This window comes from Myxococcus sp. MxC21-1, assembly GCF_032612255.1.
Classification (GTDB): Bacteria; Myxococcota; Myxococcia; order Myxococcales; family Myxococcaceae; genus Myxococcus; species Myxococcus virescens.
Genome location: NZ_CP123278.1, coordinates 1,656,120 through 1,682,328 on the forward strand (window position 1 = coordinate 1,656,120; position 26,209 = coordinate 1,682,328).

Sequence of the window (26,209 nt, forward strand, 5' to 3'; positions counted from 1 at the left end):
TGTGTGATCGTGTTTTGAAGAAAGTCTTTGGAATATTGATCACTTGCGAAGGGGCGCTGATCGCGAACGCGTGAGCCCTGGCGGGAAGGCGCTAGGATGCTTGCTTGCGTGCGTTTTCGAACCTTCCTGCCTTTGATCCTGCTGCTCGCCAGCGCCTGTCGGAGCCCTCCGCATCGCGAGGCGCAACCAGCCGCGTCGTCCCTGGCCCCCGGCACCCTCTGGGTGGACGCGGCTCGCGCGGGGCCGGCGACGGCTCGCGTGAGCGCCCGCTGCGCCAGCTCGGCGAGGCACTGGCGCGGCCCGGAGCCCTGACCGTGCGGGTAGCCCCGGGGCGCTACACAGGGCCGTTCCTGATCCCACCCGGAGTTCGGGTGGAGGGGCAGGGGCCGGGGGTGGTGCTGCAGGCAGAGGGTGCTGCTCGCACGGTCATTCAGGTGGGTGGGAGTGTGGAATTATCGGGCTTGGTCGTTCAGGGTGGGCTCTGGGGGTTGGAGGTCACGGACGGCGGCCATGTCCGGCTGGCGCGAGTGGGCTTCAGCGGGCAGGTGACGGGAGCGGTGCGTGTGGAGGCCGGGCGGCTGGATGTGGAGGACAGCCGGTTCGAGGCGGCGCCAGCGGCCATGGTGGGGGTGTTGCTGGAAAGCGGACGAGCCCCGTCTCCGGAGGGCGGCGAGCAATCGGCACCGCGCGGCGCCTCGTCCAAGCCCGAGGTGCTGTCGAACACGGACGGAGCGATGCACGTACCTCACGACAGCAAGGCCGCCACGGGAGCCGGAGCGCGGCAGGAAGGCCCGAGACATGCCGGAGCCCTCGTGGAGGCCCACATCCGAGGGAGCACCTTCACCGGCCCCTACCGTCGAGCCGTGCGGCTGCGCGGCGCGGACGTGCGGGCCACGTTGGAGGACCTCCAGTTCACGGGTGCCGCGACAGCGGTCGGTGTAGACGGTGCGTACGCCGAGGTGCGGCGCTCCACCGCGGAAGGTGGGCAGGCGGCGGCTTTCTCGGTGATGGACGGCACCCTCATCCTGGATGAGGTCTCCGTGACGGGGCACGAGTACGGCGTGTCCGCCATGCAAGCACGCAAGCTCGACGTGCACCGCTTTACGTCGGTGCGGGCCATTCGGGCCGGCATGGGACTGCTGATGTCACGCGTCCGGCTCCGGGACATCGTGGTGCGGGACAGCGGCGCCTACGGCGGGCTTCAGTTCTCGGGCGGGGACCTGGACGTCCAGGGCGTTCGGGTGGACGGCGCCGCCGAGTACGGGGTGATGGCGCTGCGTGGAAAGCTACGGCTTCGTGACGTGGACATTCGCCGGGTGCACACGGCGGACGGTGTCACCGGGGATGGCCTGCACCTGCGTCAGGTCGAAGCGGACGTGGAGGGCGTCGTGGTGCGCGATGCACAGGGGGCGTGTGTCCTCGCGGCGCAGAACGCCCGCGTGTCACTGCGGGGCGCGAAGCTGGAGGCCTGCGGGTACGTGGGCCTGTTGACGGACACCCTGGCGCGCATGAACGCCGCCAACGTGGACATTCAAGGGGCGGCGACGGCGCTGGGCGCTCTGGGAGACGGCGAGCTGCGTGTGGAGTCCCTCTCCGCGAGTGGCCTGGAGACGGGGTTCGTCCATGCGGAGTGCGAGGGCGCCACGCAGGTGTACCTGAAGAAATTCCGCTCCGAAGACACGCGGGGCCTGTCGGCGCGCTGTGTCCACGCCAGTCCGAAGTGAACCGGCACGACAGCAACGGTTGCTCCCTCCCGCTGGATGCTCACGGGACGGAGCGCTCCGGCTCGCGAGGCTCCTCTTCCACTGGGTTGGGAGCGGGGGCGGTGATGGCGGCGGGCAGGGCGGAGGCATGTCGCTCCAGCCACTCGCGGATGACGGGGTAGACCTCCGACGGGGCGCCGGTGCCGAAGATGAGGTCCCCGTGCCCGTAGTTCATTTTGTCGCCATGGTCCGTGCCGAAGATATGCAGCGTGCGGTCGGGCGCGGTGGCGAGCGCGAACTGTGACTCCACGTTGGCCGGCGTGGCCAGTCGGTCCGAACTGCCACCCATGATGAGCAGCGGAAGCTGGAGCTTTGCGATGCCAGCGCGCCAGTCCTTCGTGCGGTCGAAGGAGCGGAACATGTCGTGCTCAATCCAGTCCTGGAACTGAAGCAGCACCTTGCGGCTCATCGACGACATCATGTTCGCGTAGACCTGCCGCTGGATGCGCGGGGGGATGTGCTTGGGGTTCACCAGCAGGTCCGACAGGGGCAGGGGGATGTAGCCCAGGAACGGCGCGAGGCTGGCGCTCATCCACTCCTGCCGGAAGCGTGCGGGCCAGGCGGCACGGACGCCCATGGAGATGAGTGTGCGCAGGAAGGGCTCCGACTTGAAGTGCACGGGAGCGCCCAGCGCGAGCAACCCCGCAAGCTTCTCCCCGTGCGGGCCTTGCGCGACGCCGTAGCCCACCAGCCCGCCCAGCGAATGGCCGAGCCAGAAGGCGCATTTCGCACCCGTCTCCTTCAACGCCAGCTCCAACAGTGCGGGTCCATCCTGGAGGATGTGGTCGTCGATGGTGAAGTCCGTGTACCTCCGGCCTCGAGGCGGCCGGCGTGAGTGCCCGGTGCCGCGCCACTCGACGCTGAAGCAGTCGAAGCCCGCTTCGGTCAGGTAGTGCGCGACGGAATAGGGGGGCTCGAAGTCGAAGGTGAACCGGTTTGCCGCGAGCCCGTGGCACAGCAGCACGGGCTCCTCGAACCGGCGCACGGCCGCGCGTCGCGCGTGAATCACCAGCTCCCATCCGTCCTCGCAGCGGGCGCGGAGGACCTGGGGCAACTCCGCCCTGGGTCGGTACCATCGTCGCACGGCCACGACCCAAAGGACGTTCCACAGAACGAGTGCGACCCCAGCGACCAGTACCCACACCACCCACCGCGAAGCATCCATGCATCCTCCTTCTCAAAAATAAAACCCTGCTAAGGTCGGTTCACCCGCCGTCCTGCCGCCGGGAAGTCACGGCCATCAGAGGAAGTCGAGGGAATGATGAAGTTGCGGAAACTGATGTTCGTGCTGCCGAATCTCTTCACCGTCACGTCCATTTTCTGCGGCTTCTACGCCATCACCTTGTGCACGGGGGACGCCGAACCGGTGCAGCTGTACCAGGCGGCCCTGGCCATCTTCTTCGCCATGTTCTTCGACGGCTTCGATGGCCGGGTGGCCCGGTTGACGAAGACGCAGAGCGACTTCGGCGTACAGCTCGACAGTCTGGCGGACGTCATCTCCTTCGGAGCGGCGCCCGCTCTCCTGGTGTACAAGTGGGCGCTCGAGCCCCTGGGCTTCATGGGGCTGTTCATCGCGTTCTCCTTCGCGGCCTGTGGTGCATTGCGTCTGGCGCGCTTCAACGTGCTGGCGGCACGCAACCCGCACGGAGGCGGTGGCAGCTTCTTCGTGGGCCTGCCCATCCCCGTGGCGGCCGGAATGCTGGTCTCCGTCATCATCTCCCACCATGCGGCGACGCAAGGGGAGCCCCTGGCCGAGAGCGCCGTGGTGCCCATGTCGGTGGCGGTGGCGGGCCTGGCGCTGCTGATGGTGTCGACGGTGCGCTACCGCACCTTCAAGGACACGCGGCCCAACCGGAAGAGCGCGCTGGCCTTCATGCTCGTGGTGGTGGGCGGCACGGTGATCGCCACGCAGTTGCACCCGGCCTGGGTGCTGGTGGCGTGCTGCGGCGCCTATCTCGCGCTGGGGCTGGTGGAGTCGGCGGTGCTGGTCCGCAGCCGGCTGGCCGCTCGCAAGGGGCGGCCCCCTGCGCGGTGGCCGCGGTCGCGGTGGCCACGGTCATCGACGACGAGGAAGAAGAGGACGCGGAGTCCAGCCAGGGCAACGACGGGCCCGCGTACCTCTGACCTGGAGGACGCTGTTTCCCGCTCGGCCCCCTTCCAGACCAGGGGGCGTTGCGGCTTGAGTGCGCTTCGGTCCGTGCCCAGCCGTCCGGCTGCCGCTAGGATGCGCGGCCCATGCGCGTCGAGCTGCTGTGCACCGGTGACGAGCTCGTCACCGGCCTCATTACGGACACGAACAGCACGTACCTGGAGGCCCGCCTCTTCGACCTTGGCGTCAAGGTGGAGCGCGTGGTCCTGGTGGGTGACGTGCGGCCGGATATCACCCAGGCGCTGAAGGAAGCCGCATCGCGCGCGGACGTGGTGGTGGTTTCGGGGGGCCTGGGGCCCACGGCGGACGACTTCACCCTCGAATGCGCCGCGGAGGCCGCGGGCGTGCCGCTGGAGGAGGATGCCCAGGTCCTCGACTGGCTGCACCTGCGCTACGCCGCGCGAGGCCTGTCGCCCAACCCGAGCGCCCTGCGCATGGCCCGCGTCCCCCGGGGTTCCGAGCCCGTGAGGAACCCCGAGGGCTCCGCGCCACTCGTCGTGATGAAGCTGGGGGCGCCCAGTTGTTCTTCCTTCCGGGGGTGCCCCGTGAGTTCAAGGCGCTCCTGGAAGGCGAGGTGCTGCCGCGGATCCGCGCGACGCTGGACGCCCGCCCCGAGCGCACCTACCGGGCCTTCCGGCTGCTGCGCACGGTGGGCATCCCGGAGTCGGAGCTCGACATGGCGGTTGCCCCCATGGGCCCCCGGCATCCCCGCATCGTGTTCGGCTTCCGCACCCACGCCCCCGAAAACCACCTGAAGCTGATGGCGGAGGCCTCCTCCCAATCGGAGGCGGATGCCGCGCTCGCCGCCGTGGAGGTGGAGTGCCGCCAGATGCTGGGCACGAAGCTCTTCGGTGTGGACTCGGAATCGTACGCCGCGGTGGTCCTCGAAACGCTTCGTCGGGCGGGCGCCACGCTGGCGGTGGCGGAGAGCTGCACCGGCGGCCTCATCGCCCAGCAGCTCACGGCCGTGCCGGGCTCCAGCGAGGTCTTCATCGGCGGCGCGGTGGTGTACTCGGAGAAGATGAAATCCGCATGGGTGGGCGTTCCTCCCGACGTGCTTGCACGGCACACAGCTGTCTCGCGCGAGACGGCCGAGGCCATGGCGGAGGGCGTGCGCGATGCCTGTGGCACGACCTACGGCCTGTCGGTGACGGGATACGCGGGCCGGCGGCGGCACGCCGGAGGACCCCGTTGGCACCGTGTACTGCGCGCTGTCGGCGCCTGGCGTGCCCACCCGCTGTGAGCGCATCTCTGTCACCGGCGACCGCGACCGCGTGCGCCTGTTCGCTGCTTCCCACACGCTTGAAATGCTGCGGCAGCACCTGCTCGCCGCGCCCGCGACCCCATGAGCCGTTCCAAGTCCAAGCGCCCCCGTCCGCCCTCCTCCGAGCCGGGAGCTTCCGAACCGCCCGCGTCAGGAGCGCCCGCTGTCGCGCCCGTCGCTCCGCACCAGGAGGCGGGGCCCGCAGCCGCCAGCGCGCCAGTCCCTTCCGCCGAGCCCGAAGCCGCCCCGCCTTCGGTGTCACCGCCCGCGGCCTCACCGGGCACCCCCGTGTCGGGAGGACTGCCGCTGAACGTCGCGCGTGTGTGGCTGTCCGCCTACCGCGTGGAGGTGGTGCTGTTCGTGGTCGCCTTCGTGGTGCTCGCCAGCTTCAGCTCCCAGCGCTTCCTGCGCCAGAGCGCCGCGCCTCACTTCGTCTATCAGGCCCAGGCGTGGATGGAGGGGCGGCTGGACGTGGACCCACAGGTGCTGCCCAACATGGAGGACTGGGCCTGCGTCCGCATGGTGAACGGCGACAAGGTCCGTTGCACCGGACGCCCGCTCCCAACGGACCGCTGGTTCGTGAGCTTCCCGTCCTTCCCCGCGGTGGTGATGTTGCCCTTCGTCGCGCTGCACGGCTACCAGTTCAACGACACCTCGTTCGGGGTCATCGTCGGTGCGCTGGCGGTGGCGCTCTTCTTCTCGCTGCTGCGCTTCCTGGCGAAGGAAGGGGAGACGGAGCGCAACCGCAACGAGAACGTGGCCCTGGCGCTCATCCTCGCCTTCGGCACCCTGTTCTTCTACTGCGCCATCCGGGGAGAGGTCTGGTTCAGCGCCGAGGTGATGGGCGTGGCGCTCACCTGTCTCTACGTGCGCAACGCCGTCCGGGCGCATCGTCCGCTGCTCGCAGGCCTGTTCTTCTCCATGGCGACGCTCACGCGGACGCCCTTGCTCTTCACGGGGCTCTTCTTCGTGCTGGAGGCGCTGTGTCCCGGGCCGGAGCCTCGCCTGGCGCAGCTCAAGGCCCTGGCGCGGAACTGGAAGCCCGCCGCGAAGAAGCTGGGCCTCTTCACGTTGGGCGCCGCGCCGCTGGCGGGGCTCGCTGCCGCGTACAACGTCTACCGCTACGGCCGGCTGAGCGAGTTCGGGCACGCGTACCTCTTCAACAACCGCGTCAACGCGGACATCGACCGCACGGGGCTCTTCAATTGGGAGTACCTGCCACGAAATCTGGAGGCGGCCTTCCTCAAGCTGCCCTCGGTGTCCTTGTCCCCGCTGAAGCTGGGTTATGACCCGCACGGGCTGACGCTGCTGCTGACGCTGCCGCTGCTCGTCTTCCTGTTGGTGCCGAAGACGCGCCCGCGCCTGCATTGGCCGGTGTGGCTCACCGTGGCGGTGTGTGCGCTGCCCGGGCTCTTCTATCAGAACACCGGTTACATGCAGTTCGGCTTCCGGTTCAGCCTCGACTACACGCCCTACCTCCTCCTGCTCTTCGCATTGGGGGGGTGGTCCCTGCGGAATCGGGCGGTGATGGCCGCGGTGGCGCTTGGCGTGTTGGTGAACTTCTGGGGAGCCGTGGCTTTTCGCGGCTACACGGAACTTGTTCGGAACTGGTAGCGCACCCCGTTTCATGGGCTTGAATCCTTCGCGCTCCACGCGCAGATGAGAGACGTCATGCAACCACCCACTGGACAGCCGCCTCCCGGCAAGCGCTGGCACACCCGTGAGGACAGCGGCATCCGCCTCGACGCCAGGATGCGCTGGTGGCACGACGACGAGCCCATCCTCCATCCCAAAATCATCGAGCTCTTCAACGCCTCGCTCGTGCTGGATGACGCGGACCGCTACCAGCTCCGCATCGGCAACGACTGGTGCTTCATCCAGGTGGAAGGCGCCGCCTATGAGGTCCGGACCGTAGACGTCACCCCCGACGAGCGGGTGTCTGTGCGTCTGAGCGACCGCACCGCCGAGGCGCTGGACGTCGCCAGCCTGCATCTGGACGCGGACGGCGTGTTGTCCTGCCGAGTGAAGCAGGGGCGGGCCCAGGCGCGCCTCTCGCGCGACGCTCAGTACCAACTCGGACAGCTCCTGGAGGAAGGGCCCGACGGCGGGCTCGTGCTGAATGTCGGTCAGCGCAAGCTCGCCGTCCCAGTCGAACTGGACGCGTTGGCGTCCTCCGTCTAGGCCGCGACCTCTACCGGCGCGGGCGAGGAGGGCAGGGCGGAAGTCCCCGTAATCTCCTTGCCCAGCGCTTCCAGCACGTCGGGATGTTCGCGCAGCCACTCGGCGGCGCGCTCCCGGCCCTGGCCGATGCGTTCGCCGCGCAGGCTGAAGTGACTCCCCGACTTCTCGATGAGGCCCGTGGCCACGCCGAGGTCGAGCACTTCCCCCACGCGGTGGATGCCGCTGCCATACATGAGGTCGAACTCCGCTTCCTGGAAGGGCGGGGCGACCTTGTTCTTCACCACCTTCACGCGCGCCTTCGAGCCCACGACGGCATCACCGTCCTTGATGTTGCCCGTGCGGCGAATCTCCATCCGCACGGATGCGTAGAACTTCAGCGCATTGCCACCCGTGGTGGTTTCCGGATTGCCGAACATCACGCCAATCTTCATCCGAATCTGGTTGATGAAGATGATGCACGTGCCCGAGCGGCTCACCGCGCCCGTCAGCTTGCGCAGCGCCTGACTCATCAGCCTCGCCTGGACGCCCATGTGCGCGTCCCCCATCTCGCCCTCGATTTCGGCCCGTGGCACCAGGGCCGCCACCGAGTCGACGACGATGAGGTCCACCGCGCCGGAGCGCACAAGGTGCTCCGTGATTTCCAGCGCCTGTTCGCCGGTGTCGGGTTGCGACACGAGCAACTCCTCCACCCGGACGCCCAGCTTTCGCGCGTAGGACACATCCAGCGCGTGCTCCGCGTCGATGAAGGCCGCCACGCCACCCGCCGCCTGCACCTGTGCAATCGCATGCAGGGTGAGCGTCGTCTTGCCCGAGGACTCGTTCCCGAAGACCTCCACCACACGGCCCCGGGGATAGCCGCCCACGCCCAGCGCGCGGTCCACTCCCACCGAGCCAGAGGGGATGACGGCGACCCTCTGTTCGCGCGCTTCCCCGCCCAACGCCATCACCGAGCCTCGTCCGAACTGCTTCTCGATGCTCGCTACCGCCGCCGCCACCGCCTTCAGCTTCTCCGCCAGCTTGCTCATCGCGTCTGTCACTCCCTCGCCGCCCTTGCTGTGTTGGATGCGCATCCAGGGACGCCGTCATGGCGCCACCAGCGCAGCGGGCAGACAGGTGAGCAACACCTGTGCCGCCCGCTCCTCCTCCTGTGAGACGGGAGTACAGGTGTCCGGGTACGTGGCTGTGTGTCCGGGAGCGTGGAGTGTGCGCGTGCCACTCCCGCAGTCGGATGAGAAACAAGCATGGGAGCCCACGCCTGGCGGCATGGCGCATGGCGCTTTGCGTTGAAGATGGGCTGGACGGGTATGACCTTCCCTGCGTGAGCCCGAAATCAAAGCGCGAAGACCTGCCCCACGTGGTCATCCTCGGCGGTGGTTTTGCCGGCCTCTACGCCGCCCGCCATCTCTACAAGGCGCCCGTGCGCGTCACGATGGTGGACCGGCAGAATCACCACCTGTTCCAGCCTCTGCTCTACCAGGTCGCCACGGCGACGCTGAGTCCCAGCGAGATTGCGGCGCCGCTCCGGGCGGTGCTGGGGCACCATCAGGTGGCGGTGGTGCTGGCGGAAGTGACGGGCGTGGATACCGCTGGCAAGCGCGTGCTGCTCTCCGACGGAGAGCTGAAGTACGACTACCTCGTCATCGCTACAGGGGCCACACACTCCTACTTCGGCAATGACGCCTGGGCTCAGTTCGCCCCCGGCCTGAAGTCCATCGAGGACGCGCTGGCGATTCGCCGGCGAATCCTGGTGGCCTTCGAGCTGGCGGAGCGGGAGACGGACCCGGAGATTCGCCGCTCGCTACTCAACTTCGTCATCATCGGCGCCGGACCCACGGGGGTGGAACTCGCGGGCTCGTTGGCGGAAATCAGCCGGCATTCGCTTCATGGCGACTTCCGGAACTTCGATCCGCGGGACGCGCGCATCATCCTCATCGAGGGCGTGGACAAGGTCCTGCCCGTCTATCCGGATGACCTGTCACAGAAGGCCTGCCGCACACTCGAGAAGCTGGGGGTGGAGGTCCGTACGGGAGCTCGGGTCACCAACATCACCGAGCAAGGGGTCTTCATCGGGCAGGAGTTCATCCCCGCGAGGACGGTGTTGTGGGCTGCGGGCGTGGCGGCATCGCCGGTGGCGAAGTCGTTGGGCGTCGAACTCGACCGCTCTGGGCGCGTGCTCGTCACTCCTGAGCTGACCGTGCCGGGCCACGACGAAGTCTTCGTCGTCGGTGACCTGTCCTTGCTCAAGGATGCGGAGGGCAAGCCGGTGCCAGGCCTTGCTCCCGTGGCCATGCAGGAAGGCAAGCACGCCGCCCACAACATTCGCCGCCAGTTGCAGGGCAAGCCGATGGAGCCCTTCTCGTACTGGGACCGCGGCTCCTACGCGGTGATTGGCCGAGGCCACGCGGTGGGCATTGCCTTCCGCCGCTTCGAGCAGGCGGGCTTCGGTGCCTGGATGGCCTGGCTGCTCATCCACATCACCTTCCTCATCGGCTTCCGCAGCAGGCTGGCGGTGCTGCTCAACTGGGCCTACTCGTACCTGACGTTTGGCAAGTCGGCGCGCATCATCACGGGCCCTTCGCCCCGCCTGGACCGGCTCCAGCCCACCCACGCCTTGCCGGAGGGTGGGCAGACACCGTCCATCCCGGAGCCCCGCATCCAGACGACGGCGTCTCACGCGGAGCCTGCGACGCCCGTGACGCACTGACGCGCGCGGTGGCCCTCAGCCATCCAGATCCTCCAGCGGGCTGGCCCTGCCGGAGGGCCCGGCGTTCCGCCAGGCGGCGTCCTCCGGCGGAGGGACAGGGCGGGCTCCGTGAAGCTTGCCTTGCATCGCCCCTCGCCGGTCCAGCATGCGGCAGTTGATGGCGAGTTGCATGTCGGTCTGCTCGATGCGGTCGCGTCCCTCGAGGTCTGCCCGCGTGAGCGCCAGTTTCATGATGCGGTCATGGGCTCGCGCGGACAGGCCGAACATCCGCACCGCTTGCTGCAGCATGTGCTCGGCCCGTTCGCTCATGGCGCAGTACCGGCGCAGCAGGTGCGCGGGAAGCTGCGCGTTGCAGTGGATTCCCGGTTCATCGCGATAGCGGACGCGTTGACGCTCCCGCGCGACCTGGGCCCGCTCGCGGTAGTAGCGGCTCGAGGGCTCTTGAACCGTCGAGCGGGCCATGTGGTGATACTCCACCGGGCGCGTCTGCAGGCTGATGTCGATGCGGTCCAACAGGGGCCCGCTCACGCGCGTCATGTAGTCGAAGACGCGCTGCTCGCCGCAAGTGCAGGAGCGGCTGGGGACGTTGTAGTAGCCGCAAGGGCAGGGGTTCATCGCGGCCACCAACATGACCCGGCAGGGATAGGTGATATTCTGGTTGGCGCGTGCCAGGTGGATGACGCCTTCCTCCATGGGCTGGCGCAGAACCTCCAGCACGTTCCTCCGGAACTCTGGAAGCTCGTCGAGGAAGAGCACGCCATTGTGCGCCAACGAGAGTTCGCCAGGCCTCGCCGAGAGGCCGCCGCCCACCAGGCCCGCGTCGGAGAGGGTGTGGTGGGGCGCGCGGAACGGGCGCTCGCGCATCAACGCGTGGCCTTCACCCAGCAAGCCCAGCACCGAGTAGACCTTCGTCACCTCCATGGCCTCGGTGAACGTCATCTCCGGAAGGATGCCGGGCAGGCGCCGCGCCAGCATCGTCTTCCCCGAGCCCGGTGGCCCGGACATCAAGACGTTGTGGCCCCCCGCCGCGGCGATTTCGAGGGCGAGCTTCAGGTCGGCCTGCCCGCGGACATCGGACATGTCAGGCGCCTGTCCAGTGGGCGCCAGAAGACTGGGTTCACGTTGCCGCGTGTACGGCGTGATGCTGCAGGCCCCCGTCAGGTGGTTGACCGCCTCCCGCAGGGTCTTCACGGGAAAGACGCGCAGTTCTTCGACGAGCGCGGCCTCCGCGGCATTGGCCCAGGGCACCATGACGCCTTCGAAGCCGCCGTTGAGCGCCGCCACCGCCAACGGAAGCACTCCTTTGATGGGGCGGAGCGTGCCGTCCAGGGACAGCTCGCCTCCGAAGAGAAGCCGTTCCAGCGGGGCTTCATCCATCAGTTTCGCCGCCGCTAGGACGCCCAATGCAATCGGCAGTTCGAACGCCGCGCCTTCCTTCTTCAGATCCGCGGGCGCCAGATTCACGGTGATTCGCTTCTGGGGAAGCTCGAAGCCCGTGTTCTTCAGTGCGGAGATGACGCGGACCTTCGATTCCCGGACCGCGCCCTCCGCCTGCCCCACGACGTTGAAGTAGGGGAGGCCGAGCGCCATGTCGACCTCACACTCCACCACCACCACGTCGATACCCATCAACGCCCCCGACCGCACCCTCGCCAACATGTCCCGTCCTCTCGCCGTGCCGCGCGAAGTCCTTGAGCAATGCACGTACCGGGTCCCACCCCAGGCGTAGGCCCGCGCTCGCCAATCCGCGCCGACGGATGCCCATCCCAGCCTCGGGAGCTTGAGTTTCAGCCCCGTGGTATTTGTGAAGCCAGGGCTAGCCATGCCCTGACGAGTCCAGTAGCGTTTCACCCACCTTGGGGGACGCTATGGGGGCAAATGCCGCAGTGGAATCGGGGGTCGTTCAGCAGCGCCGGCAGGTTCGTATCCGCCGGGCGGACATCAAGCGTGGCCAACGGATGAAGGTGGCGTTTGGCGTGTTCCGCTTCTGCCTCTACGGCATGGTGGGGCTCAGCGCCGAAATCTTCTTCTACAACCTGGTGCGCATCGCCCAGCACGTGCCGTTGCTGGAGGCGCTCTTCCGCTTCCAATGGCGCGTGGACGACCGGTTGGGGCTCAACGCTATCTGGGATACGCCCATCTCCACGGCGTATGGACAGTGCTCGCTGTGGATGTTCGTCATCTACGGCGTGGCGTGCTTCTTCTTCATCGAGCCGCTCTACCGCTGGATGCTGTACCAGTACACGGGCCTGCGAGCCGCTGTGTACGGCGTGGTCATCCTGCTCTTTGAAGGCTTCTCCGGCGTCATGCTGGAGCGGCTCACGGGATACCGCATCTGGTACTACGCGGATACCGGCGCCATTCTCTGGCAGATGACCTCGCTCTACATCCTGCCCATCTGGATGGTGACGGGCCTGCTGGCGGAGTTCATCTACAGGGAGCTGATGGACCCCGACCTCCTGGCGGCCTTGGAGTCTCCGCTGCCCGCCACACCGGAAGAGACCGAGGCCTCGTTCCAGTTGATTCGGTAGACGCAGGCGTGGCCGTCATAGCCGGACATCTCGATGACGATGTCCTGCGCACCGGCCACCCGCAGCCCCGCGTGGATGATGCCCGCGGTGAAGGCAGGGTAGGGGCCTACCTCGTTCATCCAGAGCTCGAACTGGGTGGGCCCCAGCTCACGCAGCTTGGATTCCGTGTAGTTGTTGCCAGCCCGGAAGTTCTGCGTGGCCCGCATCAGCGTCCTGCGGGGCCCCAGCACGCGAAGCAATGAGAGGACGGCGCGTCCCAGCATCGTCTCGCGGAAGCCTTCGATGTAGGCCTCTCCCAGCTTCCAGGTGCCCTGCTCGAGCGGGAGTTGGGGAAAGAGCTCCTCCGACGTGATGCGAAGGAACGTCATCCACGCGTCGAAGGTGTAGGCTGGCCGGAGCTTCTGCTCCACATCGAGCCCTGCCTGCCGCAGGCGTGCCTTGCATTCAGGCGTCAGGCGCCCGTGCAGTGCCCGCAGGAACAGGGCTTCGATGGTCTGCTCAAAAATGAGAAGCTCGTCGGCCATGAGGAGTGAACTCTAGCCGACGAGCTTCTCGATGTGAACCACGTACCCACCCGGAGCGTAGGCTCCGGAAGAGGAGTCTCAGGGCGTGGGTGCGGGGGGCGGGGCCGGCGTATCGACCGACGTGCCCTGGATGATGGCGTTCTGCGGCAGCTCCGTGGCCATGCCCAGCACTTTCGCACCAGCGGCCTTCGCGCCGTCCAGCGCGGTGATGAGCCGCCCGTAGTTGGTTGCGTCATCCGCCATGAAGAAGACGACTTTGTCGTCCGCCTTCTTGGCCGCCAGCATGCGCTTGAGCCGCGTCACGTAGTCGGCGGGGGCAATCTTCTCCGTGTTGATGGAGTAGCCACCGTCCTTGTCGAGCTGCACCACCAACTGCTGGTCGTCCGGGTCGGGAGGCGTCGGCTCCTGTTCGACCTCGGTGTCCGGCACGCGCACCACGATGTCCTTCTCAAGGAGCGGCGTGACGACCATGAAGATGATGAGGAGCACCAGCACCACGTCGACCAGCGGCGTGACGTTGATCTCCGAGTTCGGCTGCGCCTGGGGCTTGACCCACTGTCGTTGCTTGCGGCCGGCCATTACTTCTTCTCCTCGACGCCCAGGGAGATCTGCTTGGCCTTGGACTTGCGAGCCACGTCCAGCACCTTGCGCACGTCACCAACGCTGAGCGCGTTGTCGCCCTTGAGCAGGATCTTCTTGCCTGGATCCTTCAACATCTCTTCGGTGAGCTTCTCCTGGAGCCCTTTCTCATCCACCTGGTCGTTCTCCACGAACACCTTCTTGTCCGGGGTGATGGAGAGGATGAGCGGGTCGGATTCCTTCCCTTTTCCTTCCTTCTCGATCTCGGTGGCCTTCGGGAGCTCCACGGACTTGCCACGCTGGAGCATCGGGGTGACGACCATGAAGATGATGAGGAGTACCAGCACCACGTCGACCAGCGGCGTGACGTTGATGTCGCTCTTGACGCTCCCCTTGGGGCCTGCTGACATTCCCATGTCTTTACCTGTTTCCTGGTAAGGAGGTGCCCGCCTTCACGGTGGGCCTCCAGCGCCCCGAAGAAGAGCTGGAGACAGGGTCACCGTGAAGGGCATCGGGTCGTCCCCGACTCGCCCGGGACGGCTCAGGCGGCGTTCGAGGAGTGCGCGCCACCACCCAGGTGGCGGGCAACCACGTCCAGGAACTCGTTGGACGACTCGGAGATATCCACCGAGCGCGCGTCCACCCAGCCCTGCAGGAAGTTGTACGCCATCACCGCGGGGATGGCCACGAGCAGACCGAAGGCCGTGGTGATGAGCGCCTCGGCGATACCGGCGGAGATCGTGCCGAGACCACCGGAGCCCGCCTGCGCCATCAGCTGGAAGGCGTTGACGATACCCATCGTGGTACCGAGCAGACCGACGAACGGCGCCGTGGAGCCGACCGTGGCCAGCAGGCCCAGACCGCGCTTCATGCTCTGGACCTCACGCTGCGCCTGACGCTCCAGCGCGCGCGCCACCGACTCCACCGCCACGTCCTTGTTGTTCGGGCTGATCCGGTACGCCGTCAGTCCGGAGTTGATCACCCGGCCCAGGTGGCCCACATCCTTGCCCAGGTTGGTGTTGGCGGCCGTGTTCAGGTCGCCTTTGGCCAGGATGGCACCCATCTTCGCGGCGAAGTTGCGGCTGTCAGACCGCGTCTTGCGGAAGACGATCATGCGCTCCGCCAACACGACCAGCGAGGCGATGGACATGATGCCCAGGGTGAAGATGATCATACGGGCGAAGAGGCCCGTGTGATCCCAGATTTCTGCGAGAGTGAATTGCATGGTTGGGTTGAGCGCTCCTCCTCACGAGCGCGGGGTAGTCAGCAATACGCCTCTAGACGACGCGCCCGGACTCAGCGCGGCAGCTTGAAGTTCAGGGTGAAGGTGTAGTCCACCTGCACAGGACGGCCCTGGAACGTGACCGGCTTGTAGCGCGACGACGCCAGCGCGTCCAGGACGGCCCGGTCCATGTGGGGCAGGGGCTTGATGATCCGGCAGTTCTCCACTCGACCTTCCACGGTGACGATGCACTTCACGATCATCGTTCCCTGGACGCGAGCCTCGAGCGCCTCACGAGAGTACTCGGGCTGAGGACCAGACAGCTTCTCCGGCCGCGTCATGCCCGCACCGAACGGAAGCACGTCGGTTCCCGTCCCGCCAAGCTGGCCGCCGACCACGCCGCCAATCACACCACCGACGACGCCACCGACGACGCCGCCCACCACGCCACCTTCCACGCCGCCCTCGACGGCTTCTTCGCTCGCCTCTTCTGCTTCAGCGGGAGGCTCTTCGGAGGGCTCCACTTCCTTCGGGACCTCCTTCGGAATCTCCTTCGGCTGGACGATGGCGTCCGGCTTCTTGGGCTTCTTGGGCTGCGTCTTCGGCTTGCTCGAAGAGGCAGGAGGCGGTGGAGGAGGAGGGGGCGGCGGAGGCGGTGCCATGGTCGCCTTCAGCGTGACCTCAATCTCCTTCTCCTCCTCGACGGGCGGTCGCGTCGACAGCCAGATGGAGAGGCCGAACAGCGCCACATGGAGGATAACCGAGACAGTAGCCCCGACGCCGAATCGCGACTTGGGCCCCTGACCACGGTCAAGGACTGAATCGAACATGCACTAGACTCCTCTTCACCAGTGGACACCCATTGGCGACGCTCCGCCCGGATGAAAGGGCGCGCTACCATACAGAAACGCGTTCCAGGTTCAAGCAAGCACGGTCGACGGACGGGGCGTGATCGCGCAATTGCCCCACTGGTTACCAAAAAGCAACGGTCTATTGACAACTGCTCGACCTCGGATATTTTCCCGGGTCATTTTCACTTGCAGCCCACCTTGGAGGGGTCTGGTATGCACTTGAACCGAGTGCTCCGGGAAACCGGAGTTGTTGTCGCCGCAGGTCTGCTGTACGGATCCGCGGCTTTCGCACAGTCGAGCACGATCATCGGTACGGTGATCGACGCTCAGAGTCGGCAGCCTGCCGCTGACGTCGTTGTGACCGCCACCTCGCCCAACCTTCAGGGTGAGCAGACGGTCGTCACCGACGCGCAGGGTAACTACCGCATCCCCCAGTTGCCCCCCGGCGACTATACCCTGCGGTTCGAGAAGGAGCAGTTCAAGCCGTACGCGCGTTCGGCCATCCAGCTGCGCCTCAACCGCACCATCCGCGTCAACGTGGAGCTGCTCCCCGAGGCGCTCGGTGAGGTGGTGGAGATCGTCGGCGCGCCCCCGACCATCGACGTGGGTTCCACGACGATGGGCGTGAACGTCGACCAGGAGTTCATCAAGCGCATCGCCGTTGCGCGTCCGGGTGGTAAGGGCGGCGCGACCCGCTCCTTCGAGTCCCTGGCCGAGCTCGCGCCTGGCGCCCAGAACGACAACTACGGCGTGTCCATCAACGGCTCGACCTCGCCTGAGAACGGCTACGTGGTGGACGGCCTGTCCACGAACGACCCGGCCTTCGGCGTGAACGCCAGCCCGTTGAGCATCGAGTTCGTGCAGGACGTGAACATCATCACCGGCGGTTACATGCCGGAGTTCGGCCGGTCCACCGGCGGCGTCATCAACGCGGTCACCCGGTCGGGCTCCAACGAGTTCCACGGCTCCGTGTTCGCGAACTGGACGCCGGGCACCCTCGAGGGTACCCGCAAGCAGGTTCGTGAAGAGGGCACGGTCATCACCGGCCAGAACCAGCTGCAGAACCTGGGCGACTTCGGCGCCACCCTCGGTGGTCCGATCCTCAAGGACAAGCTGTGGTTCTTCGCCGGCTTCGCGCCGTCGTTCACCCGCTACCAGCACACCCGCACGCTCAACGCGCTGCGCGTCGATGACGCGGGCAACCCCATCCGGGACGAGACCGACTTCTCGGTCGCGGATCCGATCCCCGGCTCGGCCACGAACTACTACGCCGACTCCCGTACCATTCAGTACATGGGTAAGTTGACGTACCTCATCAACCAGGACCACAACGTGTCGTTCGCCCTGAACGGCACGCCGACCTCGACGGGTGGCCTCGGGAAGTTGAGCGTCAATCCCCAGTCGGGAGGCCTGCCGGGCGTGCTGGCTTCCCGTCCGGGTGACTTCGGTCTCACGGAGACGAAGGCCAACACGACGTCGATGGCCCTGAAGTACGCCGGTGCCTTCGCGGACAAGAAGGTCCTCGTTGATGCGAACCTCGGCTGGTTCCACCAGACCGCGTCCACCCTGCCGGGTGACGGCAGCAACCTGGGCGACCGCACGGGCCTGGCTGGCTACTCGCGGATGGTCTACACCAACCCGCGCCCGTTGACCCTGTTCGAGTCCCTGCCCGCCGGGCAGGAGGGTGCCTGCGGCAGCACGCCCGAAGAGCAGCTGATCCGCTGCCCGGTGACGGGCTACGCGGTGGGTGGCCCTGCCTTCATGAGCGACCAGACGCTGGATCGCTACCAGGCCAACGCGAAGGCCACCTACCTGCTGAACGCGCTGGGCACCCACGTGTTCAAGGCTGGCGTGGACGTCGAGTTGCTGTCGTTCGACCAGGTGAAGGCCTACGGCGGCGGCGTGTACTACCAGGAGGCCACGTCTGGTTGGACTGCGGCCCAGGGCCCGGCGCTGAGCGACGCCCGTCGCTACGGCTACCAGACGGGACCGGATTCCGCGGTCACGCAGCTCACCCAGGTCGCCAAGACGACCAGCACCACGGTGGGTGGCTTCCTCCAGGACTCCTGGTCCATCGCGAACCGCGTGACCCTGAACCTGGGCGTCCGGTACGACGTGCAGGCGCTCTACGGCGGCAACGGCGACCTCTCGCTGCTGCTCGGCAATCAGTGGTCGCCGCGTATCGGTGCCATCGTCGACCCGTTCGCCAACGGCCGCGCGAAGGTGTTCGTGAACTTCGCTCGCTACTACGAGCAGGTCCCGCTCAACCTGATGGACCGCGCGTTCCCGGGTGAGAACCGCATCAGCGCGCGTCGCTCGCTCGCGGAGCCCGGCCAGGGCACGGCGACCTCTTGCGACCCGTCCAGCTTCGAGAGCCAGCAGGCCACCTGCGCCGGTGACGGCAATCTGCTCGCGATCCCGGAGAGCAGCCGCAACGTGAACCGCTTCTACACGGGCGGCACGGCAGCCGGCACGCCGGTCGACCCGGACCTCAAGGCCCAGTCGTCCGACGAAATCGTGGTCGGCGCCGAGTACGAAGTGCTGGCGAACACCCGCCTGGGTGCGAGCTACACGCACAAGGACATGAACTCGGTCATCGAGGACATGAGCCGCGACGACGGCAACACGTACTTCCTCGGTAACCCTGGCAGCGGCTTCGCTGGTGAGTTCCCGACGCCGGTTCGTAACTACGACAACGTCACCGTCTACCTGAACCGTACGTTCGCCGACGGCTGGCTCGCCCAGGCCAACTACACCTGGTCGCGCCTGTACGGTAACTACCCCGGTCTGTTCCGTCCTGAGACGGGCCAGCTCGACCCGAACATCCTCTCGGACTTCGACCTCATCGAGCTCCTGGAGAACCGCACGGGTCTGCTGCCGTTCGACCGCACGCACCAGATCAAGGTCTTCGGTGCGAAGGAGTTCAACATCTCGAACGCCCTGTCGGCGAGCGTGGGTGTCTCCTATCGCGGTAACTCGGGTACGCCGATCAACTACTGGGGCAGCCACTGGGCCTACCTCCAGGACGAGTCCTTCGTCCTCCCCCGTGGCGCTGGCGGCCGTACGCCGTGGATCAACACCATCGACTCCAACATTGGCGTGAACTACCGCGTCAGCAAGGACAGCGTGGTGTCGTTCACCCTGGACGTGTTCAACCTCTTCAACTTCCAGGGCGTGAACACGGTCGACCAGACGTACACCCTGCGCGACATCAAGCCCATCCCGGGTGGCACGCCTGCGGACCTGGAGAACCTCCCGGGCCGCGTGGAGTTCCAGGATGAGGCGCAGCGTGACGAGCCCTTCGGCACTGTCGACGGCGACGTGAACAAGAACTTCAAGAACCCGACCTCGTACCAGGCGCCCCGTCAGGTCCGCTTCGGCATCCGGTACACGTTCTAATCCCAGGCCCAATCACGGAATCGGAACATCAGTCACATGACCAAGAACATCGTGAAAACTGCGTTGGTTCTCCTGGGCACGGGAAGCCTGCTGACGGGTTGCAGCTTCGATCAGCCTGAAGTCGGCTGCTTCGTGCAGGAGTCTCCCCACTGGGCCGTGAAGTACGAGCAGGTGGAGGCCCCTCGGGATGCCGCTGGCAATGCGTGCGACACCGTCGCTCCGCCCGCGGAGATGGTGGGTGTGTACCGGTACATCAATCTCGATGACGGTACCGCGAAGCTCGCCCTCCGCCCTCAGGGCCTGGCGAGCCGTGGCACCGCGGACGAGACCACCGACCAGAGCGAGCAGACCGCGCTGGGCGACCTGGCGACCGATCGCGACGGCGAGGACTTCTGCAACGCGCCGAGCTTCCCGGCGGCTCGCGTCAACGTGGCCTCCCCGGCGAACCAGATCGTGTACCAGTACTCCAATGTCCGCGTGTACTCGGCGCCTTCGGCTCCGGGCACCCAGATGACGGGCGAGCTGACCTACACGAACAACGGCTGCACCTCGAAGTACGTGATGAACGCCCTCTGGCCGGCCGTCGGTTGTGACCCTGAGGTTGGCACCGCTGAGACGAACTGCGGTCCTGGCTCTGGTCTGAACCCGGACTTCAACGCGACGTGCGTGATGGGCGTCTACTGCGGCATCTTCGCACAGCCTGACCTTGAGGGTTGCTGCGTCCCGACGAACCAGGTCCCGTCGTTCAAGTAGTCGAACAAGTCGTCTGCTGAACCGCGCCACCCCACCTGGGTGGCGCACCTCGGCCCCGGCGGTCTCTCCCCACATGGGAGTGGCTGACCGGGGCCGCGGTGTTTAAAAGGCTGGACCTGCACTGGAGGCACATGGAGGGCCGTTACTCACTCATCGAGCGCGTTCGCAGCTTGCTGGCGGACGAACAGGGCACGCTGCACAAGGCGGCGCCCTATCGGGTGGCCCTCTGCTACCCCAGCCCCTACCACGTGGGCATGAGCTCGCTCGGCTACCAGGCCATCTATCGTGAAATCCACGAGCATCCTGGCGCGACGGCCGAGCGCGTCTTCCTTCCGGATGACGTGGACGCCTTCAAGCGCACCCGGACGCCGCTCTTCACCTGGGAGTCCCAGGCCCCTGTCGCTGACTTCGACATGCTGGCCTTCTCCGTGGCGTATGAGCTGGAGCTGACGGGGCTCTTCTCCATGTTGGAGCTGACGGGCATCCCGCTCCTGGCGGAGGAGCGCCAGGATGGCCGCTATCCGCTCGTGGTGGGTGGCGGGCCGTTGACGTTCTCCAACCCGGATCCGCTGGAGCCCTTCGTGGACGTGCTCGTCCAGGGGGAGGCGGAGGATTTGATCCACCTGCTGGTGGAGGCCGCGGCGACCATGGAGCGCGAGGCCCTCCTGGCGCACCTGGCGCGCATCCCGGGCTTCCGCGTGCCCGGGCGGGGCGGAGCGCGATATCACGTGGCCAAGGCCACGGATTCACGGCTGCCTGCCCGGTCGCAAATCGTGACACCGCACACCGAGCTACGCTCGATGTTCCTCATCGAGCCGGAGCGGGGCTGCTCCCGGGGCTGCCATTACTGCGTCATGCGGCGCACCACGAATGGGGGCATGCGCACGGTGCCGCCGGAGCGCATCTTGTCCCTGATTCCGGAGCATGCCCGCCGGGTGGGGTTGGTGGGCGCGGCGGTGACGGACCATCCGCGCATCGTCGAGTTGCTCCGGACGATTGTGGAGTCCGGCCGTGAGGTGGGGGTGTCCTCCCTGCGCGCGGACCGGCTGACCCAGGAACTGGTGGATCAGCTCCGGCGGGGTGGGGCCACCAACCTCACGGTGGCGGCGGACGGTCCGTCACAGCGCCTGCGGGACATGGTGGACCGGAAGCACTCAGAGGAACAGATTGTCCGGGCCGCGACGTTCGCCCGCACGGCGGGGATGAAGCAGCTCAAGGTGTACAACGTCGTGGGTCTGCCGACCGAAGGGGACGCGGACATCGACGAGCTCATCCGCTTCACCAGCGAGCTGTCCCGCATCCTCCCGGTGGCGCTGGGCGTGGCGCCCTTCGTGGCCAAGCGGAACACGCCCATGGATGGGGCTCCCTTCACGGGCATTCGCGAGGTGGAGGGGCGGCTGGAGCGACTGCGCAAGGGGCTCCGGGGGCGCGCCGAGGTGCGCCCGACGTCCGCGCGCTGGGCCTGGGTGGAGTACATGCTGGCCCAGTGCGGTCCGGAGGCGGGGCTGGCGGCCATGGATGCCTGGAAGGCCGGAGGGAACTTCGCGGCCTGGAAGCGGGCCTTCGATGCCCGGGACTGCGAGCCGTACCGCCCGGCGGGTGGAGGACGGTCGGCGCAACCCCGTCCTGTGGCCCACCGTGCCGAGGACCGCGCCCCGGCGTCCGCCGCCTGACGTGGGATTGCACGTGGTGGTGCACGTCCGCCCCGGCTTCCGCTAGAAGGCCGCTTGGCGCGCCGATGGCCGGCGTCCAGGGCAGCGGAGATCCAGGTGAGCACGCAGCGAGTGGACAAGTCGTGGCAGCAGAAGGGCCTGAAGGAGTACTCGACGGAGGCCCTGCTCGGGACGCTCGGCCATTACGGCATTGCCGTGGGCGAGGACGACTTCCGCAAGCTGGCGGAGACGGCCTTCCCGCTGGGCATTGCCCAGCAGTGGCGGCCGCAGTGGAAGGGCACCGGCCCCTTCAAGGACTTCGCGGTGGCGGCGGCGGTGGAGCTGTGGAGCCGCTGGCTGCCGGACCGCGTGGCGCCCATGGAGATGGCCGACACGCTGGCGAACCTGATGCAGCAGCTGTCGTTCCTGTTGGGTGGGCGGCAGGACGCGGCGGTGGACGCCGCCTTCGAGAAGATGAACGCGGTGCGCGCGAAGATGCCGCTCGACGAGAAGGGGGCGCCGCAGGAGCGCTTCATGCGCGAGGCGCTGGCGCCCTTCACGGAGAAGCAGGCCGAAATCTTCGACAGCCTCGCGGAGGCGCTGGCGTCATCGGGCCACGTGGGCCACGCGGAGTCCTTCGCGGACCTGGAGGAGTTCCTCCTGCCGGACCGCCGTGGAATCTCGCGCGCCATCGTCCGCGCGGCGAAGGGCGAGCTGGGGCCTGCCACCGAGGACATGGTGAAGCTCACCGAGGACACCGAGCGCTCGCCCATCGCGCGCCTGCTGGCGGTGGACGGCCTCATCCACATCAAGGCGCACGGTCAGGCGGCGGCGGCGGCCCGCACGCTGCTCGCGGCGGCGGAGAATGGCGGTGACCTGCACCTCGCGCTGGACCTCGTCCCCCGCCTGGAGCACGTCTACAAGGCGCAGAACGACCGCGAGTCGCTGCTGGAGTTGATGGGCATCTCCGAGCGCCTGGAGGCAGCCCACGACAAGATTCACCCCGGCCACCGCCGTCACCGTCACGGTCGCTGAGGCACGCGCGTGACAGGGGGCCTGCGTGGCCTCCTGTCACAGCCCGTGGGACGAGTGGGGCCTGTCCGCGGCTCCGCGCCCAGGAAAGAGGGGGCCTGGGAGCCGCACTTTCCGCCCCTTCGTCCTAACCGTTCGACTCCTGTCCCTGAGGAGATTCGGAGGTGGGCGGCACCTCTTCCGCCACGTCCTTCGCGCCACCCCGGCGCTTCAGCGGAACGCGAAGCACGCCGGGGACACCTTCCGCCACGTCCCGCACGGAAACCACGGCGCCCACGGTGGTGTAGCGGATGGCGCCCGTCTGGGTGAAGGCGTGCTTGAGTGGGTACTCTTTCGCCCGGGGAAGGAACCACTCGCGCGCCGCCTTCATGGGCACGACGTGCAGCTCTCCCTGCGAGAGGAAGACGTACACCAGCAGGTCCGCGCCGCTGTAGAGGAAGCAGCCTGGGGTGTCCTTCTCCAGGTTGGACACCAGCTCGAAGAAGTAGCGCCGGCGGGTGGCGTTGCGGTCGCCCTTCACCTCGATGCCGCGCACCTCTCCCGAGGGGAGCTCCCAGAGCAGGTCCACACCCCGGTGCTGGAAGCGCGGGTCCAACTGCACGTCATGCACGCGCGAGCCCGGCTCCGTCTCCAACATCCATGCGCGGGCGTGCTGCACGGCGCGGTCCGCCGCGCTCTGCACGCCGCGCATGCTGAAGCTTCGTGCCATGTCGTCTCAGCGGCGAAGTTCGACGCCCGTGGCCACCAACTGCACCTCACGCGGCTTGCCATCGGCGCCGCGGGGGACGATGGCGCCCTCGGACTCGTAGTGCTGGGCGCGGCTGTCGGTCAGCTCGGCCACCTTCAGCACGCCTTCCACGCGCGCCTGCGCGCCCGCAGAGTCCAGGGGGACGAAGAAGCCGTAGTCCTTGAACGTCACGCGCACGCCCGGGCCCTTGTCCTGGCCGTTCGCCGCCAGCTCCATCCAGCAGCCCTTGCGCTCACACGCCTTGCGCACCTGCCCCTCGAGCAGCACCGTCTTGCCGTCGTGAGCCTGCGGCCTGGCCAGCACGTCCGCGAGCTTCACCGCCTTGGCGCCCTTGAGAGGCTCGCCGCGGGTGAGCTTCCAGCCATCGGACGCGCCTTCGGCCTTGGGCGCGGTCTGCGCCTGCGGGGCGGGCGGGTGGTGGCAGTCGGCCTCGGCGGCCTTGCCCGCCTTGGCGGACGACTTGTCACCCGCGACGGCAACCAGGGGAACGGCGACCAGCAGCATCAGGGACGTGCGGAGCGTGTTCATACCCCGTCCGCTTAGCCAAAAGTCTTTGCTCCGGCAAGGCGACCCCCGTACTAAAGTCCATCCACCCGCACACGCTGAGGAGGTGCGCTTGAAGGTCGTCATCCCTCCCCGCAACCGCCGTTTCAGCACCGTGGACGCCATGGGGCTCGCTGGCGTGGTGGGGCTGCTCGTGGCGCGCTACATCCCGGTGGCCCGCATCATCCCCTTCTGGGGCTGTGTGCTCAGGGAGCAGACCGGGTGGCCCTGCCTCGGCTGCGGCCTGACGCGCGTGGCCGACCGGGTATCGCACCTCAACTTCGCCGGCGCCTGGGAGGCCAACCCCCTGGGAACGGTGGCGGCCATCGTGTTCGCGCTGGCGGCGGTGGTCATGGTGCTGCACCTGGTGTTCGCGATGCCCATTCCCCAGGTGGAGCTCTCCCCCCGCGAGTGGAGCGTCCTGGGCGTCCTGACGCCCATCATCATCCTGGTCAACTACGCCTACGTGGTGGTGAAGACGCGCTTCCCCCACCTGCTGCTGTAGCCTCTGCGTCGTGACTTCCGCGCTCGTCCTGCTGGGCTACCTCGCCGGCTCCATTCCCTTCGGTGTGTTGCTGACGCGGTGGCTGCGCGGGGTGGACGTGCGCAAGGGCGGTAGCGGGAACATCGGCGCCACCAACGTCACGCGCGTGGCGGGCAAGAAGCTGGGCGCGGTGGTGTTGCTGCTGGATGCCATCAAGGGGGCGTTGCCCGTGGTCCTGGCGGTGCGCCTGCTGCCAGATGCGCCCACCGTGCACGTGGCGGTGGGGTTGGCCGCGGTGCTGGGCCACATCTACCCGGTGTGGCTCAAGCTCCAGGGCGGCAAGGGCGTGGCCACGGCGCTGGGCGTGCTGCTGGTGCTGGTGCCCCAGGCCGCGCTGGCGGCCGCGCTGGTGTACGTCGCCGTCTTCGCCGTGTCGCGCGTGAGCTCGCTGGGCTCGCTGGCGGCGGGGGCCACGGCGGTGGGCACGTCGGCGCTCACCGCGCGGGCCGTGGAATACGCGGGACTCTCAGCCCTCCTCTTCGCCCTCATGCTGTGGACGCACCGGGGCAACATCCGCCGGCTGGCGCGGCGCACCGAGCGGCGCTTCTGAGCCGTCCCCGGTGTCACCCCGAGCGCTGCCACCGTCTGGAGGACGGTAGCCGAGCAGCGAGCAGGCGATGGGGCCGTTCCAGAGGTCCCGCTTCGCGGAGGGGCGCGCATGGAAGGCGCTCTCGAAGCCGGGGTTGCCGCAGATGACCCACACGCGCCAGCCCGGCACGCGCAGCGACTCGCCCAGCTTGAAGTAGAAGCTCTTCATGCCCTTCTGGCCGCCCGTGCCGAGCCGGTCGCCGTAGGGTGGGTTGGTGACGAGCAATCCGCCTGTCTCCGGCAGCGGCGGCAGCCGGGTCGCGTCGCCTTCGGCCAGCTGGATTTCCTCCGTCAGGCGTGCGGCGCGCACGTTGCGGCTGGCGGCCTCCAGCGCCTCCGGGTCCTTGTCGAAGCCGAGCAGCGGTACTTCCACCTTCCGCTCGTTGCGGCGGGCATCCGCGCGCATGTCCGCGAGCAGCTCGCGGGCCCGGGCGCCCAGCTCCGGCCAGCGCTCCACCGCGAAGTCCCGGTTGAGCCCGGGCGCGCGCCGGCGGGCGATGAGGCCTGCCTCGATGAGCAAGGTGCCGGAGCCGCACATCGGGTCCACCAGTCCCTCCGTCCCCGTGTAGTTCGCCGCGCGCAGCACCGCCGCGGCCAGCGTCTCCTTCAGCGGAGCGGGCGTGGGGCGCACGCGGTAGCCCCGGCGGTGCAGGGGCTCGCCGCACAAATCCAGGGACAGGGACAGCGTTTCACGGGCGAGGTGCGCCACCACGCGGATGTCCGGGTCCCTCGTATTCACGTCCGGCCGGGCGCCCTTCGTGTCGCGCATCCGGTCGACGATGGCGTCTTTCACCTTGAGGGCCACGAAGCCGGAGTGGCTGTGCTCGCTGTCCTTCAGCGTGGCATCCACCGCGAAGGTGTGTTCGGGGGTGAGGTGCTCCTCCCAGGGGATGCTGGCGGCGGCTTCGTACAGGCCTTCCGCGCCCCGGGCCTCGAAGGCGCCCAGCGGGTAGAGCACGCGCATGGCGATGCGGGACCAGAGCGCCACCATGAGCGCCTCGTCCAACGTGGCCATGAAGCGGACACCGCCGCGGTCCTGGCGGATGCGGCGGGCGCCGAGCTCCTTCAGCTCGTCGGCCAGGAGGTCCTCGGTGCCGCGAGCGGCGGTGGCGAAAAGGGCAATGCGTTCAGCCATGGGAGTCCGCCCATAGACGACACCGGGCCGCTTGGGAACCGGCATCG

The 26,209-nt window shown here is 67.7% G+C and carries 21 protein-coding genes and 3 pseudogenes; 13 read left to right on the forward strand and 11 right to left on the reverse strand.

Annotated elements, in window-relative coordinates:
- Window positions 1–461 precede the first annotated feature (461 nt).
- The gene (locus QEG98_RS07850; protein ID WP_316566272.1) at window positions 462–1,724 is read left to right on the forward strand and encodes a hypothetical protein; all 1,263 of its coding nucleotides are present in this window, start codon (window positions 462–464) and stop codon (window positions 1,722–1,724) included.
- Between the two features lie 40 nt (window positions 1,725–1,764).
- Here QEG98_RS07850 and QEG98_RS07855 read toward each other — a convergent pair whose 3' ends face one another.
- On the reverse strand, window positions 1,765–2,928 hold the full coding sequence (locus QEG98_RS07855; RefSeq protein ID WP_316566273.1) for an alpha/beta fold hydrolase: 1,164 nt from the start codon (window positions 2,926–2,928) through the stop codon (window positions 1,765–1,767).
- A 93-nt stretch (window positions 2,929–3,021) separates the two neighbouring features.
- On the opposite strand from QEG98_RS07855, the pseudogene pssA reads away from it, so the two are divergent.
- From pssA to QEG98_RS07875, 4 genes and pseudogenes are all read left to right on the forward strand, one after another.
- A pseudogene (gene pssA, locus QEG98_RS07860) lies at window positions 3,022–3,887 on the forward strand (CDP-diacylglycerol--serine O-phosphatidyltransferase).
- A 111-nt stretch (window positions 3,888–3,998) separates the two neighbouring features.
- A pseudogene (locus QEG98_RS07865) lies at window positions 3,999–5,261 on the forward strand (CinA family nicotinamide mononucleotide deamidase-related protein).
- Window positions 5,258–6,790: a hypothetical protein gene (locus QEG98_RS07870; protein ID WP_316566274.1), complete on the forward strand. Its 1,533-nt coding sequence runs from the start codon at window positions 5,258–5,260 to the stop codon at window positions 6,788–6,790. Before QEG98_RS07865 ends, QEG98_RS07870 begins: the two are co-directional and overlap by 4 nt.
- 57 nt (window positions 6,791–6,847) lie before the next feature.
- Window positions 6,848–7,357 (forward strand): DUF1285 domain-containing protein, encoded by a 510-nt coding sequence (locus QEG98_RS07875; protein ID WP_186817702.1) that lies wholly within the window; start codon window positions 6,848–6,850, stop codon window positions 7,355–7,357.
- On the opposite strand, the gene recA is transcribed toward QEG98_RS07875, so the two are convergent.
- Window positions 7,354–8,382, reverse strand: coding sequence for a recombinase RecA (gene recA, locus QEG98_RS07880; RefSeq protein WP_316567848.1), 1,029 nt, complete (start codon window positions 8,380–8,382; stop codon window positions 7,354–7,356). The two genes, QEG98_RS07875 and recA, sit on opposite strands and share 4 nt — an antisense overlap.
- Before the next feature lie 293 nt (window positions 8,383–8,675).
- Between recA and QEG98_RS07885 the strand changes: the two genes are divergently transcribed.
- Window positions 8,676–10,061, forward strand: coding sequence for an NAD(P)/FAD-dependent oxidoreductase (locus tag QEG98_RS07885; RefSeq protein WP_316566275.1), 1,386 nt, complete (start codon window positions 8,676–8,678; stop codon window positions 10,059–10,061).
- Between the two features lie 15 nt (window positions 10,062–10,076).
- Here the strand turns inward: QEG98_RS07885 and QEG98_RS07890 are convergent, their stop codons facing one another.
- Window positions 10,077–11,720, reverse strand: coding sequence for a YifB family Mg chelatase-like AAA ATPase (locus QEG98_RS07890; RefSeq protein ID WP_316566276.1), 1,644 nt, complete (start codon window positions 11,718–11,720; stop codon window positions 10,077–10,079).
- A 197-nt stretch (window positions 11,721–11,917) separates the two neighbouring features.
- On the opposite strand from QEG98_RS07890, the gene QEG98_RS07895 reads away from it, so the two are divergent.
- Window positions 11,918–12,592 (forward strand): hypothetical protein, encoded by a 675-nt coding sequence (locus tag QEG98_RS07895; protein WP_316566277.1) that lies wholly within the window; start codon window positions 11,918–11,920, stop codon window positions 12,590–12,592.
- On the opposite strand, the gene QEG98_RS07900 is transcribed toward QEG98_RS07895, so the two are convergent.
- The 5 genes from QEG98_RS07900 to QEG98_RS07920 form a co-directional block, all read right to left on the reverse strand.
- The gene (locus QEG98_RS07900) at window positions 12,493–13,116 is read right to left on the reverse strand and encodes a DUF2378 family protein (protein ID WP_090484466.1); all 624 of its coding nucleotides are present in this window, start codon (window positions 13,114–13,116) and stop codon (window positions 12,493–12,495) included. The two genes, QEG98_RS07895 and QEG98_RS07900, sit on opposite strands and share 100 nt — an antisense overlap.
- 78 nt (window positions 13,117–13,194) lie before the next feature.
- On the reverse strand, window positions 13,195–13,695 hold the full coding sequence (locus QEG98_RS07905) for a biopolymer transporter ExbD (protein WP_316566278.1): 501 nt from the start codon (window positions 13,693–13,695) through the stop codon (window positions 13,195–13,197).
- Window positions 13,695–14,111: an ExbD/TolR family protein gene (locus tag QEG98_RS07910; RefSeq protein WP_090484462.1), complete on the reverse strand. Its 417-nt coding sequence runs from the start codon at window positions 14,109–14,111 to the stop codon at window positions 13,695–13,697. Before QEG98_RS07910 ends, QEG98_RS07905 begins: the two co-directional genes overlap by 1 nt.
- Before the next feature lie 125 nt (window positions 14,112–14,236).
- Window positions 14,237–14,920, reverse strand: coding sequence for a MotA/TolQ/ExbB proton channel family protein (locus tag QEG98_RS07915; RefSeq protein WP_090484460.1), 684 nt, complete (start codon window positions 14,918–14,920; stop codon window positions 14,237–14,239).
- 71 nt (window positions 14,921–14,991) lie between these two features.
- A complete protein-coding gene (locus tag QEG98_RS07920) occupies window positions 14,992–15,747 on the reverse strand; it encodes a TonB family protein (RefSeq protein WP_316566279.1) in 756 nt (251 codons plus the stop codon).
- Between the two features lie 234 nt (window positions 15,748–15,981).
- Between QEG98_RS07920 and QEG98_RS07925 the strand changes: the two genes are divergently transcribed.
- The 4 genes and pseudogenes from QEG98_RS07925 to QEG98_RS07940 all read left to right on the forward strand — a co-directional run bounded on the left by QEG98_RS07925 (window position 15,982) and on the right by QEG98_RS07940 (window position 22,607).
- Complete coding sequence (locus QEG98_RS07925; RefSeq protein ID WP_316566280.1) at window positions 15,982–19,167, forward strand: TonB-dependent receptor; 3,186 nt, start codon at window positions 15,982–15,984, stop codon at window positions 19,165–19,167.
- A gap of 36 nt (window positions 19,168–19,203) precedes the next feature.
- Window positions 19,204–19,920, forward strand: a complete 717-nt coding sequence (locus QEG98_RS07930; RefSeq protein WP_141593424.1) for a hypothetical protein — start codon at window positions 19,204–19,206, stop codon at window positions 19,918–19,920.
- 131 nt (window positions 19,921–20,051) lie between these two features.
- Window positions 20,052–21,639: pseudogene (locus QEG98_RS07935) on the forward strand (radical SAM protein).
- 50 nt (window positions 21,640–21,689) lie between these two features.
- Window positions 21,690–22,607, forward strand: a complete 918-nt coding sequence (locus QEG98_RS07940; protein ID WP_228558435.1) for a hypothetical protein — start codon at window positions 21,690–21,692, stop codon at window positions 22,605–22,607.
- A 124-nt stretch (window positions 22,608–22,731) separates the two neighbouring features.
- Here QEG98_RS07940 and QEG98_RS07945 read toward each other — a convergent pair whose 3' ends face one another.
- Window positions 22,732–23,313 carry a hypothetical protein gene (locus tag QEG98_RS07945; protein ID WP_316566281.1) on the reverse strand — a complete coding sequence of 194 codons (582 nt, stop codon included), beginning with the start codon at window positions 23,311–23,313 and terminating at the stop codon, window positions 22,732–22,734.
- Between the two features lie 6 nt (window positions 23,314–23,319).
- A complete protein-coding gene (locus QEG98_RS07950) occupies window positions 23,320–23,880 on the reverse strand; it encodes a DUF4920 domain-containing protein (protein ID WP_194858607.1) in 561 nt (186 codons plus the stop codon).
- 88 nt (window positions 23,881–23,968) lie between these two features.
- Between QEG98_RS07950 and QEG98_RS07955 the strand changes: the two genes are divergently transcribed.
- Both QEG98_RS07955 and plsY read left to right on the forward strand, forming a co-directional pair.
- A complete protein-coding gene (locus QEG98_RS07955) occupies window positions 23,969–24,400 on the forward strand; it encodes a DUF2752 domain-containing protein (RefSeq protein WP_163884329.1) in 432 nt (143 codons plus the stop codon).
- A 10-nt stretch (window positions 24,401–24,410) separates the two neighbouring features.
- Window positions 24,411–24,989, forward strand: coding sequence for a glycerol-3-phosphate 1-O-acyltransferase PlsY (gene plsY / locus QEG98_RS07960; protein WP_316566282.1), 579 nt, complete (start codon window positions 24,411–24,413; stop codon window positions 24,987–24,989).
- Here plsY and QEG98_RS07965 read toward each other — a convergent pair.
- Window positions 24,906–26,207 (reverse strand): class I SAM-dependent RNA methyltransferase, encoded by a 1,302-nt coding sequence (locus QEG98_RS07965; RefSeq protein WP_316566283.1) that lies wholly within the window; start codon window positions 26,205–26,207, stop codon window positions 24,906–24,908. The two genes, plsY and QEG98_RS07965, sit on opposite strands and share 84 nt — an antisense overlap.
- Window positions 26,208–26,209 lie beyond the last annotated feature (2 nt).